Source organism: Arthrobacter sp. LAR12-1-1.1, assembly GCF_040676555.1.
Classification (GTDB): domain Bacteria; phylum Actinomycetota; class Actinomycetes; order Actinomycetales; family Micrococcaceae; genus Arthrobacter.
On the sequence record NZ_JBEGIG010000023.1, the window covers coordinates 444,262 to 463,936 of the forward strand.

At 68.9% G+C, this 19,675-nt stretch carries 17 protein-coding genes; 11 read left to right on the top strand and 6 right to left on the bottom strand.

Annotation, left to right across the window (positions count from 1 at the left end):
* Nucleotides 1-89: 89 nt before the first annotated feature.
* The 6 genes from MRBLAR12_RS14940 to dhaM all read left to right on the top strand — a co-directional run bounded on the left by MRBLAR12_RS14940 (nt 90) and on the right by dhaM (nt 5,730).
* Nucleotides 90-2,213: a S9 family peptidase gene (locus MRBLAR12_RS14940; protein ID WP_364746895.1), complete on the top strand. Its 2,124-nt coding sequence runs from the start codon at nt 90-92 to the stop codon at nt 2,211-2,213.
* 61 nt (nt 2,214-2,274) lie between these two features.
* Nucleotides 2,275-2,808, top strand: a complete 534-nt coding sequence (locus tag MRBLAR12_RS14945) for an amino-acid N-acetyltransferase (protein ID WP_229994132.1) — start codon at nt 2,275-2,277, stop codon at nt 2,806-2,808.
* 174 nt (nt 2,809-2,982) lie between these two features.
* Entirely contained in the window at nt 2,983-3,276 is a 294-nt protein-coding gene (locus tag MRBLAR12_RS14950) for a hypothetical protein (RefSeq protein WP_229994133.1), read from the top strand.
* A gap of 155 nt (nt 3,277-3,431) precedes the next feature.
* Entirely contained in the window at nt 3,432-4,433 is a 1,002-nt protein-coding gene (gene dhaK / locus MRBLAR12_RS14955; protein WP_229994134.1) for a dihydroxyacetone kinase subunit DhaK, read from the top strand.
* 2 nt (nt 4,434-4,435) lie between these two features.
* Complete coding sequence (dhaL, locus tag MRBLAR12_RS14960) at nt 4,436-5,062, top strand: dihydroxyacetone kinase subunit DhaL (RefSeq protein WP_229994135.1); 627 nt, start codon at nt 4,436-4,438, stop codon at nt 5,060-5,062.
* On the top strand, nt 5,059-5,730 hold the full coding sequence (gene dhaM, locus MRBLAR12_RS14965) for a dihydroxyacetone kinase phosphoryl donor subunit DhaM (protein ID WP_364746897.1): 672 nt from the start codon (nt 5,059-5,061) through the stop codon (nt 5,728-5,730). Before dhaL ends, dhaM begins: the two co-directional genes overlap by 4 nt.
* 88 nt (nt 5,731-5,818) lie before the next feature.
* On the opposite strand, the gene MRBLAR12_RS14970 is transcribed toward dhaM, so the two are convergent.
* On the bottom strand, nt 5,819-6,316 hold the full coding sequence (locus MRBLAR12_RS14970; protein WP_229994137.1) for a hypothetical protein: 498 nt from the start codon (nt 6,314-6,316) through the stop codon (nt 5,819-5,821).
* Between the two features lie 16 nt (nt 6,317-6,332).
* Nucleotides 6,333-7,169, bottom strand: coding sequence for an A/G-specific adenine glycosylase (locus MRBLAR12_RS14975; RefSeq protein WP_356815756.1), 837 nt, complete (start codon nt 7,167-7,169; stop codon nt 6,333-6,335).
* 614 nt (nt 7,170-7,783) lie between these two features.
* Here MRBLAR12_RS14975 and MRBLAR12_RS14980 point away from each other — a divergent pair.
* The gene (locus MRBLAR12_RS14980; RefSeq protein ID WP_356815750.1) at nt 7,784-8,155 is read left to right on the top strand and encodes a hypothetical protein; all 372 of its coding nucleotides are present in this window, start codon (nt 7,784-7,786) and stop codon (nt 8,153-8,155) included.
* 164 nt (nt 8,156-8,319) lie between these two features.
* Here the strand turns inward: MRBLAR12_RS14980 and disA are convergent, their stop codons facing one another.
* Nucleotides 8,320-9,396 (bottom strand): DNA integrity scanning diadenylate cyclase DisA, encoded by a 1,077-nt coding sequence (gene disA, locus MRBLAR12_RS14985; RefSeq protein ID WP_229994140.1) that lies wholly within the window; start codon nt 9,394-9,396, stop codon nt 8,320-8,322.
* 332 nt (nt 9,397-9,728) lie between these two features.
* Between disA and MRBLAR12_RS14990 the strand changes: the two genes are divergently transcribed.
* Nucleotides 9,729-11,342 carry a peptide chain release factor 3 gene (locus MRBLAR12_RS14990; protein WP_229994141.1) on the top strand — a complete coding sequence of 538 codons (1,614 nt, stop codon included), beginning with the start codon at nt 9,729-9,731 and terminating at the stop codon, nt 11,340-11,342.
* Nucleotides 11,343-11,518: 176 nt separating this feature from the next.
* Nucleotides 11,519-12,877: a protein kinase domain-containing protein gene (locus tag MRBLAR12_RS14995; protein ID WP_229994142.1), complete on the top strand. Its 1,359-nt coding sequence runs from the start codon at nt 11,519-11,521 to the stop codon at nt 12,875-12,877.
* A 103-nt stretch (nt 12,878-12,980) separates the two neighbouring features.
* On the opposite strand, the gene MRBLAR12_RS15000 is transcribed toward MRBLAR12_RS14995, so the two are convergent.
* Nucleotides 12,981-14,189 (bottom strand): helix-turn-helix domain-containing protein, encoded by a 1,209-nt coding sequence (locus MRBLAR12_RS15000; protein ID WP_364746901.1) that lies wholly within the window; start codon nt 14,187-14,189, stop codon nt 12,981-12,983.
* Between the two features lie 97 nt (nt 14,190-14,286).
* Between MRBLAR12_RS15000 and MRBLAR12_RS15005 the strand changes: the two genes are divergently transcribed.
* Both MRBLAR12_RS15005 and MRBLAR12_RS15010 read left to right on the top strand, forming a co-directional pair.
* A complete protein-coding gene (locus tag MRBLAR12_RS15005; protein WP_229995123.1) occupies nt 14,287-15,369 on the top strand; it encodes a ferredoxin reductase in 1,083 nt (360 codons plus the stop codon).
* A 13-nt stretch (nt 15,370-15,382) separates the two neighbouring features.
* On the top strand, nt 15,383-16,612 hold the full coding sequence (locus MRBLAR12_RS15010) for a fatty acid desaturase family protein (RefSeq protein ID WP_229995122.1): 1,230 nt from the start codon (nt 15,383-15,385) through the stop codon (nt 16,610-16,612).
* Between the two features lie 156 nt (nt 16,613-16,768).
* On the opposite strand, the gene MRBLAR12_RS15015 is transcribed toward MRBLAR12_RS15010, so the two are convergent.
* Both MRBLAR12_RS15015 and MRBLAR12_RS15020 read right to left on the bottom strand, forming a co-directional pair.
* The gene (locus MRBLAR12_RS15015) at nt 16,769-17,404 is read right to left on the bottom strand and encodes a class I SAM-dependent methyltransferase (RefSeq protein ID WP_229995121.1); all 636 of its coding nucleotides are present in this window, start codon (nt 17,402-17,404) and stop codon (nt 16,769-16,771) included.
* A 16-nt stretch (nt 17,405-17,420) separates the two neighbouring features.
* Nucleotides 17,421-19,607: a copper-translocating P-type ATPase gene (locus MRBLAR12_RS15020; RefSeq protein ID WP_364746903.1), complete on the bottom strand. Its 2,187-nt coding sequence runs from the start codon at nt 19,605-19,607 to the stop codon at nt 17,421-17,423.
* Between the last annotated feature and the right edge of the window lie 68 nt (nt 19,608-19,675).

Genomic DNA, 19,675 nt, shown 5'->3' on the forward strand with positions numbered 1-19,675 from the left:
ACCGGAGTGCCCGCTCGTACTCTGAAAGCACCGTTTCACTCTCAGTGAACTTTCTGTGATCGATGCCACATACAGTGTTGAATCGGTGCATGGCTGCCAAGGACTCAGAGACCCTGAGCGAACAACCCGAGACCCCCTTCCATGATCTGGACCACTACCTCGCCATCCCCAAAGTGAGTGGTTTAACGCTGAGCCCGGACGGTGACCGGCTGGTCACCACTGTGGCGACACTCGGCGCGAAGGGCACCGAATACTGCACCGCGCTGTGGGAAGTGGACCCGGGCGGGGTCAAAAAGGCCCGCCGGATCACGCGCAGCGCCAAGGGGGAGGCGGGTGCGGTGTTTGCCGCCAACGGCGACCTCTACTTCACCTCGGCCCGTCCCGATCCGGAGAGCCCCGAGGCTGACCCCGTCAGCGCCCTCTGGATACTCCCGGCCGACGGCGGCGAAGCCCGGGTGGCCCTGTCCCGCGCCGGCGGAATCGGCGGGGTCCACGCCGCCAAGGACGCCGACACCGTGGTGGTCGCGGCCTCGGTGCTGGCCGGCTCCACGGACGAGGACAATGACGAAGAACGCCGCAAGGCGCGCAAAGACAACAAGGTCGCGGCCATCCTGCACAGCGGCTACCCCGTCCGCTACTGGGACGCGGACCTGGGCCCGGCGCAGCCGCGGCTGTTCGCGGTCGAACCCGGCGAGCCGGTGGAGGCCGGTAAGCCGACCACCGTCGACGCCGCGCCGCCGCTGAAGCTCCGCAACCTGACGCCCGACGCCGGCACCCGGCTCAGGGACGCCGAATCGGTGGTCAGCCCGGACGGCACGATGATTTACAGCAGCTTCGCCAAGCCCTTCGCGAACGCCGATTCACGTTCCGTGCTGGTCGCCATCGACGTCGCCACCGGCACCCGGACGGTTCTGCTGGACACGGAAGGTCTGAGCTACTTCCCGGGCCCGGTCAGTCCGGACGGGCGGAGCCTGGTGGTGGTCAGTGAAAGCGACACCACGCCGCTGGCGGCCCCGCAGGTCAAGCTGCACCTCCTCGACGTCGCCGGCCCGGCAACAGGCGAGGCCGCCCTGACGCCGCTCGCCCATGACTGGGACCGCTGGGCCCGCCCCGCCGCGTGGCTGCCGGACGGATCGGCCCTGCTGGTCACCGCCGACGAGGACGGCGCATCGCCGGTATTCCGGATCGGTGTCGCGGGGGACCCGGGCCAGGCTGGCCAGGTGCTCCGCCTGACGGACGACGCCGCCGCGTACACCGACGTCGTCGTCTCGCCGGACGGACGCAGCGCCTACGCCCTGCGCAGCTCCTACGAATTCCCCGCCGAACCTGTGCGGATCGACCTCGCCGGCGGCGGCGTCGTCCGCCTGCCCGCACCCGCTGAGCGCCCGCACTTCACGGGGACGCTGGAGCGCGTGGAGACGACGGCGGCCGACGGCGCCCGTGTGCCCGCGTACCTGGCCCTGCCCGAGGGCGCGTCCGCCGCGAGCCCGGCCCCGCTGCTGCTGTGGATCCATGGCGGCCCGCTGGGATCCTGGAACGCCTGGACCTGGCGCTGGAACCCGTGGCTGCTGGTGGCCCGCGGTTACGCGGTGCTGCTCCCGGACCCTGCCCTCTCCACCGGCTACGGCCAGGAGCACATCCAGCGCGGCTGGGGGGAATGGGGCAAGGCTCCCTTCACCGACCTGATGGCCATCACCGACGCCGTCGTGCAGCGCCCGGACATCGACGAGACGCGTACCGCCGCCATGGGCGGTTCCTTCGGCGGGTACATGGCCAACTGGGTAGCCGGGCATACGGACCGCTTCAAGGCAATCGTCACGCACGCCAGCCTCTGGGCCCTCGACCAGTTCGGTCCCACCACCGACGCCGCGCAGTACTGGCTCAAGGAGATGACGGCCGAGATGGCGCTGGAGAACTCCCCGCATCTGCACGTGGAAAACATCCGGACTCCCATGCTGGTCATCCATGGCGACAAGGACTACCGTGTCCCGATCGGTGAGGGGCTCCGGCTTTGGTACGAGCTGCTCGCCAAGTCACAACTGGCGGCAGACGGGAACGGCGAAACGGACCACCGTTTCCTGTACTTCCCGGACGAGAACCACTGGATCCTGCAGCCGCAGCACGCCAAGGTCTGGTACGGCGTGGTGGAGCACTTCCTGGCCAGGAACCTGCTGGACAAGGACATTCCCGTCCCCGACGAACTGGGTCTCTGACACTCCGTCCCCGGGACCGGCCGCGAGCCGGCCGGACCCGGGGCACCCGTAAGATTGGGCTGTGACTGAGACCGTGACTGAGACCGCGACTGAGACGATCCGCATCCGCCCTGCCCGCACCGGCGACGTTGGCGCCATCAAGACGCTCGTGGCGCCGCTGGCCGACCAGCGGATCCTCATGGCCAAAGAAACCGTGGCCTACTACGAAAGCCTGCAGGAATTCCGGATCGCCGAATCGCAAGACGGCGAGGTGATCGGCTGCGGAGCGCTGCATGTCATGTGGGAGGATCTCGCCGAGGTGCGCACCCTCGCGGCTTCGGATGCCTGGCGCGGCAAGGGCGTGGGCCACGCGCTGGTGGAGCGTCTGCTGGGGGATGCCCGCGCGCTGGGAGTCTCGCGCGTCTTCTGCCTGACGTTCGAAGTGGATTTCTTCAAGAAACACGGCTTTGAAGTCATGGCTGACCAGAGCGCGGTCGATCCCGTGGTGTACTCCGAACTCCTGCGCTCGCATGACGAAGGCGTGGCCGAGTTCCTGGACCTGGCCCGGGTCAAGCCGAACACGCTCGGCAACACCAGGATGATCAAGGAGCTGTAGCGCCCGCCGGCTGTGCCCGTCCGGGGAACTTTCGGCGGATTCCGGCCGGCACCCGCAGCCGCCTGGAACACGACGTCCGCCCGGGGCTTCCCTTCAATAAATTTGGTGGATAAACTGATCCCGGCCCAGGGGGTGGGCCGCCATACTTTCGGAGGCAAAAAATTGCATAAAGACGTGATTTTTCCCGATTTCTCCGCCGTTCACAGGACAATAGCCAGCGCTCCGGCAGTGCCGCCGGTCCAGCTGCCCGGCCAGCCGCTGGAAGCGCCACCGGTAGAATCCACCAACCGCTCCTCGCCCGGCACGGGTGCTCCCGTGACGGGACAAACCGCTGGCCCGGCGCCTGCAGCCGCAGCGCCACCGGCCACGTCCCGCGCCCGCAAAGGCCGGCTCGCAGCGCCGCCGTTCTCATGGCTGGGCGTCGACGCCTGGCCGCATTTCCCGGCGTGGGCCGACAAACAAGCCTGAAGCATCCGCAGGAACGCACCGCAACAACCCGCCGGTCCGGGATTCGAAGCCCCGCCAGGAGCCCCCGGGCCGAGGGAATCGGGAGCCTACCGCCGGCCGTGCCCCGGTAGTAGGGTCTAAGCAAGCAGCCAGGACACCATCCAGGGAGCACCGCCATGAAGAAACTCATCAATGATCCCAAAGCCGTGGTCGACGAGTCAGTGGAAGGGTTCGGGCTTGCACACGCCGACCTCGTGACCGTCTTTCCGGACCCGAAATACATCGTGCGCAAAGACGCGCCCGTGGCGGGGAAAGTCGGACTCGTCTCCGGCGGCGGCAGCGGACATGAGCCGCTGCACGGCGGCTACGTGGGAATGGGCATGCTCGACGCCGCCGTTCCGGGCGCCGTGTTCACCTCGCCCACCCCGGACCAGATCCTGCCGGCCACGCTGGCCGTGAACTCCGGCGCCGGCGTCGTGCACATCGTGAAGAACTACACCGGTGACGTCCTGAACTTCGAAACCGCCGCCGAACTCGCGCAAGCAGAAGGCGTCGAGGTCCGCACCGTCCTGGTCAACGACGACGTCGCCGTGCAGGATTCGCTGTACACGGCCGGCCGCCGGGGCGTCGGCGGTACTGTCCTGGTCGAGAAGATCGCCGGGGCGGCCGCCGAACGCGGCGACAACCTGGACGCCGTCGCCGCGATCGGTGACCGCGTCAACCAGAACGTGCGCAGCATGGGCGTTGCTTTGTCCGCCTGCACCGTTCCGCACGCGGGAGTCCCCAGCTTCGAGCTCGAGGAAAACGAGATCGAGATCGGGATCGGCATCCACGGCGAGCCGGGACGGCACAAGATTGCCATGGAAAACGCCGACGGCATCACCGACCGCCTCCTGGACCCGGTGGTCAGCGACCTCGGACTTAGCTCCGGGGACCAGGTGCTCCTCTTCGTCAACGGCATGGGCGGCACCCCGGCAAGCGAGCTGTACATCGTGTACCGCCGGGCCGCGCAGAGACTGGCGGAGCAGGGCGTCACCGTGGCACGCTCCCTCGTGGGCAACTACATCACGTCCCTGGAAATGCAGGGCTGCTCCATCACGGTCCTGCGCCTCGATGACGAAATGACGTCGCTCTGGGACGCTCCCGTCCACACTCCGGCCCTCCGCTGGGGCGTCTGACGGTGGGGCTGGATGTCGGCTGGGCCGTGCGCTGGCTGACCCTTTCGGCGCAGGCCATGGCGGATCACCGGGTGGAGCTGATCGAGCTGGACCGGCCTATCGGGGACTCGGACCACGGTGAGAACATGGACCGCGGCTTCAAGGCCGTGATGGACAAACTCGCCGAGACACCGCCGGAAACCCCGGGCGCCGCACTGAAACTGACGGCCATGACGCTGATGTCCAAGGTGGGAGGGGCGGCCGGTCCGCTGTACGGCACGGCATTCCTGCGGGCCGCCACAGCGCTGGGCAACACCTCCGACGTCGACGCCGCCACCTTGGCCGCCGCCCTGCAGGCCGCCCGCGACGGCATCGTCGTCCGCGGTAAGGCCGAGTCCGGGGACAAGACCATGGTGGACGCGTGGACGCCCGCGATCGAGGCCGCCGCTGCCGCGGCTGGCGACGGCGACGTCCGGAAGGTGCTGCTTGCCGCGGCGGAGGCCGCCGAAGCCGGCGCCGTGTCCACGGATCCGATGCTCGCCCGCAAGGGCCGCGCCAGCTACCTCGGGGAGCGCAGCATCGGCCACCGTGACCCGGGAGCGGTCTCCAGCGCACTGATCCTGCGCGCCGCCGCCGGGGCAGCCGAATGACAGTCCGGCTAGTCGTTGTCTCGCACAGCGCCAAGATCGCGGACGGCGCCGCCGAGCTCGCTGCCCAGATGGCCCCCGACGTCCTGATCCTCCCCGCCGGTGGTACCGACGACGGCCGGATCGGCACGAGCCTGGAGAAGGTCATGGCTGCGCTCGAGCAGGCCGCCGGTGACGGCGTCGTGGTACTCACGGACCTCGGATCCGCCGTGATGACGGCCGAGTCCGCAGCGGAGTTCGCGCCGGATCCGGGATCGGTGCTGCTCGCGGACGCACCCCTGGTGGAAGGACTGGTTGCAGCAGCGGTGGCTGCCCAGGCGGGGGCCGAAGCGGCGGCGGTGAAGGACGCGGCCGAGGCCGTCTACCGGCCCCCGGCCCACCCCGCGGAGGCCGAGCACGTACACCAGCAGCCGCCGGACGCCACGGGGGACTTCGAGCTCGTCAACCAGGCTGGCATGCACGCCCGGCCGGCGGCGAAGATTGCCGGCGGCCTGTCCGCCATGGACGCCGACGTGACCGTCAACGGCGCCGATGGCGCCTCCATGACCGAGCTCATGATGCTCGCCGCGGGCAAGGGAACAGTCCTGCATGTGGAGGCCAGCGGCCCGGACGCCGCCAAGGCGGTCGGCTACCTGGAGCGCCTGGTCAGTTCGGGGTTCGGAGAACCGTAGGCGGGGCCTGGATTTCGCAGGCAAACCTGGCGGGCCGTGCGGGTCTGGCTGGCCGAGCGTCCGGGGCTGGGGTTCCGGGGTGCCGGGGTTAGGGTGCCTGCCGAAGGCCGGCCGCGTCCAGCACCACGCCGGCCGTGATGAAGGTTCCGCACTGCTCGCCAAACGGCTGCGCCGCGCGGGGCGTGAAGGCCGCGGTCCGTGCCGGCAGCGGGTTCCCGGCGGTATCCGTGCCCGTGGCCGTCACCCCGATGGGGCTGGCCGTCAGCGTCTCCATCATCAACATGCCGGTCAGGGTGCCGTCGGGCGAAGACGTGGCCGAACAGACGCCGTCGCCGCCGTAACGGCCGGGTTCGCAGCGTTGGTCCACGGTGGTGCTCCCGGGAACCAGTTCCAGGTCCGCTTCCTTGCAGCGGCCGTCCTGGCAGGCCAAAAGGTGGATGGTCCGCACCGACGGTGCGTATTCCCGGTCCACGGTCAGGGACACGACGGGCGCCTGAGCGATCGCCGGGCAGGCGGCCTCCGGCCGGCACGAGGTTACCAGGACGGCGGTGAGGGCCAGTGCGGCCGCGGCCGCCAGCTTGCGCATGCTCCAGCGTAGATCCTCAGCCCGGAAGCCGGAAGCCGCCCCGGTGCAGTTCCGCGAGGCCGTCGCCCAGCAGGCCGGCCAGCGCCCGTTCCAGCTGCTCGGGAGCCGCGTTGAGCCGGTGCAGGGCCGCGAGCGGGATCCCGATTCCCTGCGGTTCGAAGCCCAGGTCCGCAGGGGCCTCGTGGAACAGCACCGGCGACACGGGGTCCTCGGCTACGCGCAGGACGGCCATCACGGCGCCGCGCACCTGCCGGTCCGTGCCGTGCCAGGCCTGTCCCTTGGGCGTGTACGTTGGCGGCGGCTCGCCGGCAGCCAGCCAGGCGCAGGACTCCCGGACAGGGCACTGGCCGCACTTGGGGGCCCGCGCCGTGCAGACCAGTGCACCGAGTTCCATGACGGAGGCGTTCCAGCGCACCGAGGCGCCGGGGTCGTCCGGGAGCAGGGACGCCGCCAGCCGCATTTCGGCAGCGGTCAGGGCCTGCGCCGGCAGGGCCGAGCCGGTGAGAAGCCGCGCATGGACCCGGCGGATGTTCGTGTCCACCACTGTTTCGCGGCGTCCGTAGGCGAACGCCGCGACGGCCGCGGCCGTGTAGCTGCCCACGCCGGGGAGATCCAGGAGCTCGGTGTAGGCGTCGGGGACGGCGCCGTCGTGGCTGTCCCTGATGGCGACGGCGGCCGCGTGCAGGCGCAGGGCGCGCCGGGGATACCCCAGCCGGCCCCAGGACCGGACGGCTTCCCCGGCGGGCTCGCGCGCCAGATCGGACGGCTCCGGCCAGCGGCGCAGCCATTCCTCCCAGACCGGCAGGACCCGGACCACCGGCGTCTGCTGGAGCATGACCTCGCTGACCAGCACGCCCCAGGGCGTGCACTCCGCAGCCCGCCATGGCAGTTCCCTTGCATTGGCTGCGAACCAGTCGTCCAAGGCGGCATGAAGCGCGGTGAGATCGGCGGCGCGGGCGCGCGGCCCGGCGGGCAGGGGTTGCCGCTGTGCCGGAGCGGATACGGGGGGCGTTGGGGTTAGAGTTTCGATCCATTCAGCGTAATAGATCGGGGTAACGGATCGGGACGGCGGCAGGTCCCGCGGCGTGGTCGGGCGCCATAGCCCGCACGGTTCTCTAGGCTAGAAGAATGGTCAGGCAAGGCAATTCAGGAACGGGCGGTTCGAGGACGAAAGGTTCGCCCCCAGGACAATCCGGGCGGAAAACCGGACGGCCACCACTCCGCCCGGTATACCGCCGTCGCCGGCTGTTTGCTGGCCTGGTCCTGCTGCTCGTCATCGCCGTGGTCTTCGGTGGCTTCGTCGCGGTCTCGAGTGCCATGAGCGGCGGCCAGTCTTCTGGCGACCAGCCGTCCGGAGCGGCGCCGGCGAGCCTGCCGGCCGCGTCCGCGTCCGGTAGCCCCAAGGCGTCCAGGGATCCTTCGGCGTCACCCGCCGCATCATCGGGCGATGGCTGCGAGCAGAACCTGGTGATAGTCACAGCTGCCACCGACAAGCAGGTCTATGCCGCGGGGGAGAAGCCGCTGCTGAGCCTCAAGGTGACTAACAACAACAAAGTGCCGTGCGAGGTCAACATCGGCACTTCCCAGATGGAATACATGATCACCAGCGGCTCGGACCGGATTTTCTCTTCCAAGGACTGTCAGGCGGAGAGCACGGACCTGACGAAGACCATTGCGCCGGGCAAGAGCGAGACCGCCAACTTCCCGTGGCAGCGCAACCGCACGGTGCAGGGCTGCGAACCCGTCGAGGCCGAGCCCGGTGCCGGCGGCGCCTACTATGTCTTCACCGCCCGGCTGGCGAACAAGACCAGCCCCAAGGCCGTGTTCCAACTCAACTAACCCCAGTCAGCCCCGCTAACCCCCGTCGGTAGGTGCCCTTTTGGGCGATCAAAAGGGCATCTGGGCCCACGCCGGCAGGGTTCCCTGGCCGAGCTTGCGAGGCGAGGGGGCCGGCGGGGAACAACCGACGGGTGTTGGAGGGGGTTAACGGGTATTGGAGAGGGTTAGAGGAACCGGTCCAGCAGGCTGGCCTCGGCCATGCGGCTCAGGCCTTCCCTGACGGTCCTGGCGCGCTGGTCACCGATCCCGTCCACGGTCATGAGGTCATCGATCGTTGCCGCCATCAGGAACTGCAGGCCGCCAAAGTGGTCGACGAGCCGGTCGGCGACTGCCTTCGGCACGGCCTTAAGGCCGGAGAGCAGCCGGTAGCCGCGCGGCTGGACGACGGCGTCGAGGTTGGCCTCGCCGCCGGCGAAGCCGACGATCCCGGCGATCTTGCCGAGGTCAATCAGCTCGGTTGGGCCCAGGCTGACAAGGGCTTTGACCGCGTCGTCGATGTCCTCCGCCGTTGCGGCCGGGCCGGAGTAGTCGCGGATGATGACGTCGCTGCCCGGGCCGCGGCCCACGGTGAGCTCGTCCAGCTGCAGGGAGAGCAGGCGGCCGTCCTCGCCCAGTTCCAGGACGTACTGGGAGATTTCCTCGGAGATCCTGCGCACCATTTCCTGGCGCTGAAGCGTGACCGCGACGTCGCGGACCGTCACCATGGCCTCGATTTCCAGGGCGGAGAGCGAGCTGGTCACCTGGTCCAGGCGCGAGCGGTAGCGTTCCAGGGTTGCCAGGGCCTGGTTGGCGCGGGCCAGGACTTTCTCGGAGCCCTCCAGGACGTGGCGTAGTCCGTGCACGTACAGGGCGATGATCTGCATTGACTGGCTGACTGAGATGACCGGGACACCCGTCTGGATGGCCACTCGTTCCGCGGTCCGGTGCCTGGTGCCCGATTCCTGCGTTTCGATGCTCGAGTCCGGGACGAGCTGGACCGCCGCGCGCAGGATGTTGCTGGCATCCTTGTCGCAGACAATGGCACCGTCCATCTTCGCCAGTTCCCGCAGCCGGGTGGGGGAGAAGTCGATGCCGATCTCGAAGCCGCCCGAACAGATGGACTCGATGGTCCTGTCGATGCCCAGCACGATCAGCGCGCCGGTCCGTCCGCGGAGGATGCGTTCCAGGCCGTCGCGGAGGGCTGTGCCCGGTGCCACCCTGGCCAGAGTCGCCTTGAGCGCATCTTCAGGGCTCCGAGCCATAGATTTCCCCTTCAAAGGTGCAGGCGAGAGCCTGCAAGTGCGCCGGTTTCCAGGGTCCCCCGGCAGGATCAAAAGTACTCAGTTCCCCGCTCTCCCCATGATAGGGGCAAAGTACCGCAACTTCCGCACAGGCAAGCCTTAAAGTGGTCCATTGCGGCATGCCGCCGGAAGCCCCCGGAACGGCTGTCCCGGGTCCCGTCCGTGAAGGCATTTTGGCGCTGAATGGCCGCCGCTTCGTGCGCGGTCCGCGGCCTGCGATAAACTTGAGTCCTTGGGTGTACCGCGGGCTCTCCGCGCCGTGACCCGTCCACAGCCGCAGCGAAAGTAGCATCGTGTCTCAAGAAGTCCTCAGCCCCGCCCGAGTCCAGGAGATTCACAAGCAGGCGGCCCGGCGCCGGACTTTCGCGGTCATTTCGCACCCCGACGCCGGCAAATCCACCCTGACGGAGGCCCTTGCGCTGCACGCAAAGGTGATCGGCACGGCCGGCGCCTCCAGCGGCAAGGCCAACCGCAAGGAAACGGTCTCGGACTGGATGCAGATGGAAAAGGACCGCGGCATCTCCATCAGCTCCGCCGCCCTGCAGTTCGGCTACCGGGACACCGTCATCAACCTCCTGGACACCCCGGGCCACGCGGACTTCTCCGAGGACACCTACCGCGTGCTCGCAGCCGTGGACTGCGCCGTCATGCTGGTCGACGCCGCGAAGGGCCTGGAAACCCAGACCATGAAGCTCTTCGAGGTCTGCAAGCAGCGGAACCTGCCCATCATCACGGTCATCAACAAGTGGGACCGGCCCGGCCTGGACGCCCTGGCCCTCATGGACGAGATCACCGAGCGCACCGGACTGCAGCCCATGCCGCTGACCTGGGCCGTGGGCATCTCCGGCGACTTCCGGGGCGTCTGGGACCTGCGCAACGACCGCTTCGCGCAGTTCAAGCGGAACAACTCCGGCGCCAACATCGCCCTCACCGAATACTTCACCCCGGACGAGGCCGCGGCCAGCCAGGGCGAGGACTGGTCCAACGCCGTGGACGAGGCCGGGCTGGTCATCGAATCCAACCTGGCGTTCGACGTCCAGGCCTTCCATGCCGGCAAGGCGACGCCGATCCTCTTCAGCTCGGCCGCGCTGAACTTCGGCGTAAAGGAAATCCTCGACGCCCTCGTCGACTTTGCGCCGCCCGCTGCCCCGCGGCCCGACGTCGAAGGCGAGCCCCGCCCGGTCGATGCCCCGTTCGCCGGATTCGTCTTCAAGGTCCAGGCCGGCATGAACAAGGCCCACCGGGACCACGTTGCCTTCATCCGGGTCTGCTCCGGCATGTTTGAGCGCGGCATGGTGGTCACCCAGAGCCGGACAGGGAAATCCTTCGCCACCAAGTACGCCCAGCAGGTCTTCGGCCGCGAACGCGAGGTGATCGACGAGGCATTCCCGGGCGATGTGGTTGGCCTCGTCAACGCCTCCTCCCTCCGGGTGGGGGACAGCCTGTTCCTGGACCAGCCGGTGGAGTTCCCGGCGATCCCGCTGTTCGCCCCGGAGCACTTCCAGGTGGCGCGCTCCAAGGACCCTAGCCGGTTCAAGCAGTTCCGCCGCGGCATCGAACAACTCGAGCACGAGGGCGTTATCCAGGTGCTCCGCTCCGATATCCGCGGCGACCAGGCGCCCGTCCTTGCCGCCGTCGGCCCCATGCAGTTCGAAGTCGTCGAAGACCGCATGGCACACGACTTCAGCGCCCCGATGCGGCTGGAACGACTCCCGTATTCCATGGCCCGGATCTCGACCGCCGACGCCATGCCGGCGCTGGCCAACGTCCCCGGCGCCGAAGTCCTGTTGCGCTCTGACGGGGAATATCTGGCCCTGTTCAACGACGTCTGGGCCCTGCGCCGGATCGAAAAGAACCACCCTGACCTCACCCTGGTGCCGATCGGGACCCACAACCCCGCGAAATAGCGGCAGGACGCCGGGCCGGAAGACCGCCCGGACGTCTTCCGAAATCCGGTTTCCGCGCTATCATAAGTAAGCTTGCTTATGATGCGGGTGCCGGGATCAGTTTTCCGGCTTTGGACTGATCCGCCCGATTCCAGCGGCGGCCCCATTAGAGGGACCACGTAGACCTTTTGACAACCATGGACCCCGGTTTCCTGCTCAGCGGGCGCTACCGGATCGAAGAACTCATTGGCCGGGGCAGCCAATCGAGTGTGTACCGTGCCACGGACGAGGTCCTGGGACGCGAAGTGGCGGTCAAACTTTTCCGCGACGGCACTGTGGACGAGGAACGGACCCGCAGGCAAAGCGAGGAAGTGCGGATCCTGGCAGGGATGGCCCACCACGCCCTCGTGACACTGTTCGACGCCGGGACCGACCTGAGTGACCCGAGCCGCCGGCTCAGCTATCTGGTGATGGAACTCGTCCGCGGCCCCGACCTCCGGCGCCGCTCGGCCGAGGGCCCGCTTTCGGCGGCCCACATGGCGCTGATCGGGCACGATCTCGCCGACGGACTGGCGCACATCCACCACCACGGCATCATCCACCGGGACGTCAAACCGGCCAACATCCTGCTGGTGGACTACAGCGCCGAGGACCGGCGTCCACGCGCCAAACTCAGCGACTTCGGCGTGGCCATCACCGTCCGCGAGGGCCACTGCGGCGACCCCGACGACAGCTCCGGCACCCCGGCCTACCTCAGCCCCGAACAGGCCGCCGGTGAACCGGCCGGCCCTGCCAGCGATGTCTATTCGCTGGGGCTGGTCCTGCTGGAAGGCCTGACCGGGAAAATGGCGTACCCCGGCGCGCCGGTCCAGTCCGCCCTGGCCCGGCTGCTCCAGGACCCGCACATCCCCGAAGAGCTGGCGCCCCTGTGGTCGGTCCTGCTGACCTCCATGCTGGACAGGGATCCGGCGGCCCGCCCGCCGGCCCGGGAAGTGTCCCTGGCCCTGCGCCAGGAAGTCATCAATGGCGCGGGTCGCCACCGCAGGGAAGCGGCCGCGCTGCTGACCGACGAAGACGGGCGGATGCAGGCGGTCGGGCGGTACGGGATCCTCGACACTCCCGCGGATGGCGCCTTCGACCGGATCGCGGCGCTGGCCGCACGCATGTTCTCGGTGCCCGTGGCAATTGTCAGTGTTGTGGACCATGACCGGATCTGGTTCAAGTCCCACCACGGCACGGACGTTACCGAGATCGGCCGGGACCCCGGGTTGTGCGCCTCCGCCGTCCTGCAAGGGGATGCCTGGATTGTCCGGGACGCCATCAACGATCCCCGGACGCTGTCCAACCCTCTCGTGGCCGGCGAGTTCGGCCTGCAGTTCTATGCAGGGGTGCCGTTGCGCACTCCGGACGGCTACAACCTGGGCACCTTGTGCATCCTGGACCGTGAGCCCCGAGACTTCAGCGATGAGGACACCGCTGCGCTGGAGGACCTGGCGGCGCTCGTGATGCACGACCTGGAGCTGCGGCTCCACAGCCGGCGGGCGCTCGCCGGGTAATCCGGGGCCCGCCGCCGGGCGCGGGCGCTCGCCGGGTAATCCGGGGCCCGCCGCCGGCCCCCGAAGTCGGTGCCGACGTCGAACGCCGGCCTCGCCCGGCCGCCTACCGCCGGCCGGCGTGCAGGGCCAGTTCGAGTTCGAAGCGCGCCGTTGGATCCTCGAGGGCGTCGCCGAAGAGCTCGCGCAGCTGCGCGGCCCGGTAGCCCACGGTCTGCGGGTGGATCCCGAGCTCGGCGGCCACAGGTGCCCGCTGGCCCCAGTGCCGCAGCCAGGAGAGCAGCGTTTCGGCGAGCCGCTCGCGTTGCGCGGGCCGGAGCCCTTCGAGCGGCGCGAGCCGCCGGGTGGCCAGTTCGGTGATTGCCGAGGGCTCCGCTCCGAGAATCACCTGCGCCAAATGCTCGTCGGCCCAGATCGGGGGATCGTCCGGCCCTTCGCGCGGAGGCAGCGCCGCGGCCGCCAGCACGGCCAGCCGCAGTGAATCCGGAACCCTCTCCCAGCCGCCGGACGGCCCCACGGAGGCGCCGCGCCCCTTCAGGGCACGGTCCAGGTCCTCCCGGGCGGACTGCGATTTCCGCGCCGGAACCAGGGCCACGACGTCGGTCTCGCGCTCAATCACTAGGGTGCCTGGACCGAGGCGCAGCCGCAGCCCGGCTGCCCGGTCCAGCGGAAGCGTCACCACCGCCATGCGCTGGGGCAGGGACCAGTCCGCCATCGCCGCCGTCTGGCGCAGGGCCGCCTCGTCGGCCTGGCCGAGCAGGAGCAGGTCCAGCAGTTCTGTGCGTCGCCGGTCCACCGCTCCGGCGCGTTCGGATTGTTCAAAGGCGTAGGCCTCGGCGCTGACCGCCGACAGCTCATCGATGTACGCGAGGATCGATTCGCCCAGATCCACCACGACGCCCTGGCCCAGGTGGTGTTCCACGGAAACCTTGGACATTTCCCGGAAGGTCACGCGGGCACCCATCCGGTAGGCGCTCAGGAGCGCGTCCATGCTCCGCCCCTGCCGGAACTCGCCGCTGCCCAGCCCGGCCACCAGCTCCCGGCTTTCCTCGGACAACGCCGGCAGCCGGGTCCCGGGCAGTTGCAGGAACCGGTCCAGCGCCGCGGCCACGCCCCTTCTCAGGCCCCTGCCGAAGCGCCCCTCAATCGGCCTGGCGTACGCCGGAACGAGCTGGGGGACGGCCTCGATGATCGCCTCGACGATGCCGGGCATCCTGGGACGCAGCATGTCGCTGACCTCCCGCGGCAGGGCCAGCCATGGCGGATCGTAGGCGGGGGCGGGGCCGGCGGGCTCCCTGGCAGGGTATGCGTTCATGGACAATCCGATGAGTTGTTGCGGCGGGATAGTTTTCTCGAGTCGATCGTATGCCTTGGGTGAAGAAGTATGGCCCAATCTGACATAAGCTTGGTGAATGATCCGGCTCCGTAAGCTGGCGCGCGCCGCATCTCTACTGACCACCCCCCTAGCTCCAGAAGACATTCTGTCGCTGTTCAATCCTGTGTTTTCCGCCCGCCAATTGCGCGGCGTGGTTACCAAGGTGGTTCCAGAAACGGCCGATTCCGCCACCATTTTCTTCCGTCCCGGCCGCGGCTGGCAAGCGCATCTTGCCGGCCAGTGGGCCCGTATTGGCGTCGAGCTCGACGGCGTCCGCCACTGGCGGTCTTATTCGCTCAGCGCCCCCGCCGGACAGGATCCGGCAATCACCGTTACCGACATGGGCGCCGTCTCCGGGGCCCTCGTGCGCGGCACCAAACCGGGCGACGTCCTGTTCCTGGCGCCTCCGCAGGGCGACTTCGTCCTGCCGGAACACCCGCGCCCGCTGCTCATGCTCACAGCCGGCAGCGGAATCACGCCGGTGATGTCGATGATCCGCACCCTCGTGCCGCACCGCCCCGACTCCGACGTCGTCCTGATCCATACCGCCCGCACCGCCGCGGACACCATCTTCCGTGAAGAACTCGCCGAGCTCGCCGACCAGTTCCCCAACCTGCGCGTCACGCACTGGTTCACCGGGGAGCGCGGACGGCTGGACTTCACCTCTGCCGCCGACCTGGACCGGCTGTGCCCGGACTGGCGCCAGCGCGCCGCCTACGCATGCGGCCCGGAAGGCTTCCTCAACGACGCCGAGGCGCTGTGGGAAGCCGAAGCCGAGGACGCTCAGCAGGCCGCGGCGGCCCGGGCGGGCACCCTGACGATCGAACGCTTCAGCACCAGCCTCGCCGGCGGTGCCGGGCACGACGGCGGACTGGTCACCTTCGAGGCCTCCGACCGCGAAGTCGAGGCAGACGGGGACACCCCGCTGCTCGATGTCGGCGAGGACGCCGGCATCCTGATGCCCAGCGGCTGCCGCATGGGCATTTGCCACAGCTGCCTCATCCCGCTGCGTGCCGGCCAGGTCCGTGACCTTCGCACGAACGAAGTGCACGGCGAGCCCGGCCAACTAATCCAGACGTGCGTGTCGGCAGCCGCCGGCCCCGTTAACCTCGACCTCTGAGGAGTATCACCGCATGACGATTGTTTCCAACAAACCGGATATTTCCGACAACGACGCCACCGCCGCAGGCGGTACAGACGGGTCAGCCGCCGGCGCCCCAGCAGCAGAGGTGCGAACGGCCGCGAAGACGCGGCCCGGCGCCCTGGCCGAGACCGGCAGCCCGTTGCTGCGCCCGCCCGCGGCCGCCCACCTCTCCGACGAGCAGGTGGCGGAGCTGGGGCGCGAACTCGACGCCATCAAGGACGACATCCTCGCCAAGCGCGGCGCATCTGACGCCGCCTACATCCGGCGGATGATCAAGATCCAGCGCGGCCTGGAGCTCTCCGGCCGTGCCCTGCTGCTGGTCAGCAAGAAGAAGCCCGCCTGGATCGCCGGCACCACACTGCTGAGCTTCGCCAAGATCCTGGAAAACATGGAACTCGGGCACAACATCCTGCACGGCCAGTGGGACTGGATGCGGGACCCGGACATCCACTCCACCACGTGGGAATGGGACTTCGTCACCCCCGCACGCTCCTGGCAGCACACCCACAACGATCTCCACCACCGCTGGACAAATGTGGTCGGCAAGGACAACGACATCGGATACAACCTGCTGCGGATGGATCCGGACCAGGAATGGACGCCCTTCAACCTGGGCAATCCGCTCTACAACGCACTGCTGGCACCCGTCTTCGAGTGGGGCATCGCGATCTACGACCTCGAACTGGTGGACTACAAAGAGGGCCGGAAATCCAAGGAAGCCCTGACCAAGGACCTGAAGGCCCTCGGCCGCAAGGCCCTGACGCAGTTCACCAAGGACTACGCCGCCACGCCCGCCGTCGCCATGCTGACCGGTTCCGGCAAACAGGCCCTCTACGGCACCCTGACCGCCAACGCCGTCCGCAACGTGTGGGCGCACGCGGTGATCTTCTGCGGCCACTTCCCCGAAGGCACTGACACCTTCACCGAGGAAATGGTGGAAGGCGAGACCCGCGGCGACTGGTATGTGCGCCAGATGATCGGCTCGGCCAACATCTCCGGCTCCAAGTTCATGCACCTCATGACCGGCAACCTCTCGCACCAGATCGAGCACCACCTGTTCCCGGACCTGCCCTCGAACCGCTACGCGGAAGTGGCACCGAAGGTGCAGGAGATCTGCAAGCGCTACGGACTGCCGTACACCACGGGTCCGCTGCTGAAGCAGGTCGGTTCCACGTGGGCCAAGGTCTTCAAGCTGGCCCTGCCTCCGAAGAAGGCCTAGCCGGCCGGGCCCAACTTCCAGGGCCCAGCGGCCCGGTTTGAACGCCGGGTTTGAATGCCGGGTTTAAATGATTGACCAGAGGGGCGTCTGCCATCGCGGCAGGCGCCCCTCTGTCGTGCGCCCCCTCCGTTGTAACGGCGTATGCGGGCCGGGGGCTCAGGACTTGCTCGCCATCCCAAGAACGTGGGCAAGCCGCGGGTTGCCGGGGAGGACCGAAAAGCCAAAGCGCTCGAGGCCCTGCACGGTGAGGCCGGCCCCGGCGATCACGGCGGCTGTGTCGCGGTTCGGGTGGCAGCCGCCTGCCACCCGGCTCCATAGCGGGGTGACCAGGTCTTCGGCGGCGCCCAGGACGCGGTGTGCGGAGCGGACGTGTTCATAGAACAGCAGCAAGCCGCCGGGGCGCAGGACCCTGACCACCTCCGCCAGCGCGGCGGACTGGTCCGCCACGCTGCACAGCACCAAACTGGAGACGACGACGTCCACCGAGGCGTCCGCCGCCGGCAGCGCTTCCGCCACGCCGTCTTTCACCCTGACAGGCACCGGTGCCTTGCTCGCGGCGGCGAGGGCCAGCCCCCGGAGCGTGGGGTCCGGTTCGAGGGCCAGCACACCGGTCACCGCTGAAGGGTAAAACGCGAAGGTGGCCCCGTAGCCCGCCCCGATTTCGATGACGACGCCGTGAGCCGCTGCCACGAGCCGCCGGCGGTGCTCCGTTGCCCCGCGGGCATCCATCCGCGGACCCACGCGGGCATAGGATCTCCCGAAGGATGACTCGCGGCGGCTGGTTTCCGGCATGGGGGCGTCCTTGCGGTCAGCCGACAGCGGCCGGGTTGAGCTTGAGCCTGCGCAGCAACTGGGCGTTGAGGGCAACCACAATGGTCGACGCCGACATCATCACGGCGCCCGCGGCGGGGGAGAGGACGATCCCCGCGAAGGCGAGGACCCCGGCCGCCAGCGGCACCGAGATGATGTTGTATCCGGTGGCCCACACGAGGTTTTGCCACATCTTCCGGTAGCTCGCCTTGGACAGATCCAGCATCGACAGCACGGCCCGCGGATCGTTGCCGGCCAGGACCACGCCCGCGGATTCCACTGCCACATCCGTGCCGCCGCCAATCGCGATCCCCACCTCCGCCCGTGCCAGTGCGGGGGAGTCGTTGACGCCGTCGCCCACCATGGCCACTTTCAGTCCGCGGCCCTGCAGTTCCGCCACCTTCTTGTCCTTGTCGGCGGGGAGGACCTCGGCGAACACTTCATCGATGGCAAGTTCCGCGGCGACGGCGTGCGCCACCTGGCGGGCGTCGCCGGTGACCATGGCCACCTTGATGCCGCGTGCCTGGAGGGCCCGGACGGCCTGGCGGGACTCGGGCCGCACGGCATCCTCGAGGCTGACAGCGCCCACGACTGTGCCGCCGTCGACGATGTGGAGCACCGCCGCGCCGCGCTCCAGCCAGGCGCCGGTGGTGGCGGCCAAAGACCGCGGTTCCTGCAAACCCAGCTCCCGGAGCAGGGCCGGGCCGCCCACCTGGACCGTGCGGCCATCGACCGTGGCGCGGACTCCGCGGCCGGTCAGCGAGGTGAACCCGTCCGCCGTCGGAATCTTTAGTCCCCGGTCCCGGGCGGCGGCAACGATCGAGCGGGCCAGCGGATGTTCGCTGTCCGCCTCCACGGCGGCCGCGAGTCCAAGCACTGCGTCCTGGCCGGCTGCTGTGCCCGTGCCTGCGGCGGCGACCTCCTTGAGCTCCGGCTCGCCCCTGGTCAGGGTTCCGGTCTTGTCGAACAGCACGACGTCGACTGTCCGCATGCGCTCCAGCGCCATCCGGTTCTTGATCAGGACGCCCGCCCGGGCCGCCCGCTCAGTGGAGATGGCGATGACGAGCGGGATGGCAAGCCCCAGCGCGTGGGGGCATGCGATCACGAGCACGGTCACAGTGCGGGTGACGGCGTCGGTGACGCTGCCCATCAGGGTCCAGAAGATGAAGGTCAGGACGCCGGTGCCGGCGGCGAAGTAGAAGAGGAACGCCGCAGCCCGGTCGGCGAGGGCCTGGGCCCGGGAGGAGGATGCCTGTGCCTCGGCCACGAGGCGCTGGATCCCGGCCAGGGCGGTGTCCTCGCCGATGGCTGACACCCGGACCCGCACGGAACTGTCCGTGGCGATGGTACCGGCCACCACGGGATCACCGGGTGTTCGCAGGACGGTCTTTGATTCGCCGGTGATCATCGATTCGTCGAAGTCGGCCTGGCCGTCGCTGACCGTGCCGTCGGCCGGCATCCGGCCGCCGGGGCGGACCAGGATGGTGTCCCCGGCGCGGAGCTGGGAGACGCTGACAGTCTCCAAGCCGGCGTCCGTGACACGTTCCGCCTCATCGGGCAGCAGCGCCGCCAGGGCGTCCAGTGCGCCTTGGGCCGAGCCGAGGGCGCGCATCTCGATCCAGTGGCCCAGCAGCATGATGGGGACCAGCAGCGCCAGCTCCCACCAGAAGTCGAGATCGAAACCGCCGATGCCGAGGCTGGTCACCCAGGAGGCGATGAAGGCGACGCTGATGGCCATGGCGATCAGCAGCATCATGCCCGGCTTACGGGTCTTCAGTTCATTGAGCCCGCCCTTGAGGAACGGCCGGCCGCCGTAAAGGAAGATCACCGTACCGAACACGGGCGGGATCCAGGCAGAGCCGGGAAAGGCGGGAGGTGCGTAGCCCAGGAGCTCCGCGAACATGGGGCTGAAGAAGAGCACCGGCACGGCCAGGGCCAGCGTCAGCCAGAACCTGTCCCTGAACATGGCGACGCTGTGCCCGGCGTGTTGGCCGTGGCTGTGCACGGTGTGGTCGTCCCCGGCGGAGCCTGCGGTGGCAGGGACGGCGGCGGGGGAGGCGCCCGGCTTCGCAGCATGGTTACCGTGCGGCGTCGGGTGCGTGCCTTGATTCTGGATGCCCTGGTCCGCGCCTGGGCTGCTGTGCCGGTGTTCCATGGTGCGTGCTCCTGAAGGAAGTTCAGTCATCTGCGGCTACGCCAAAGATACCCCCGGGGGGTATCTTTGGCAAGAGCTTATCTGTTTCAGCGGACCTG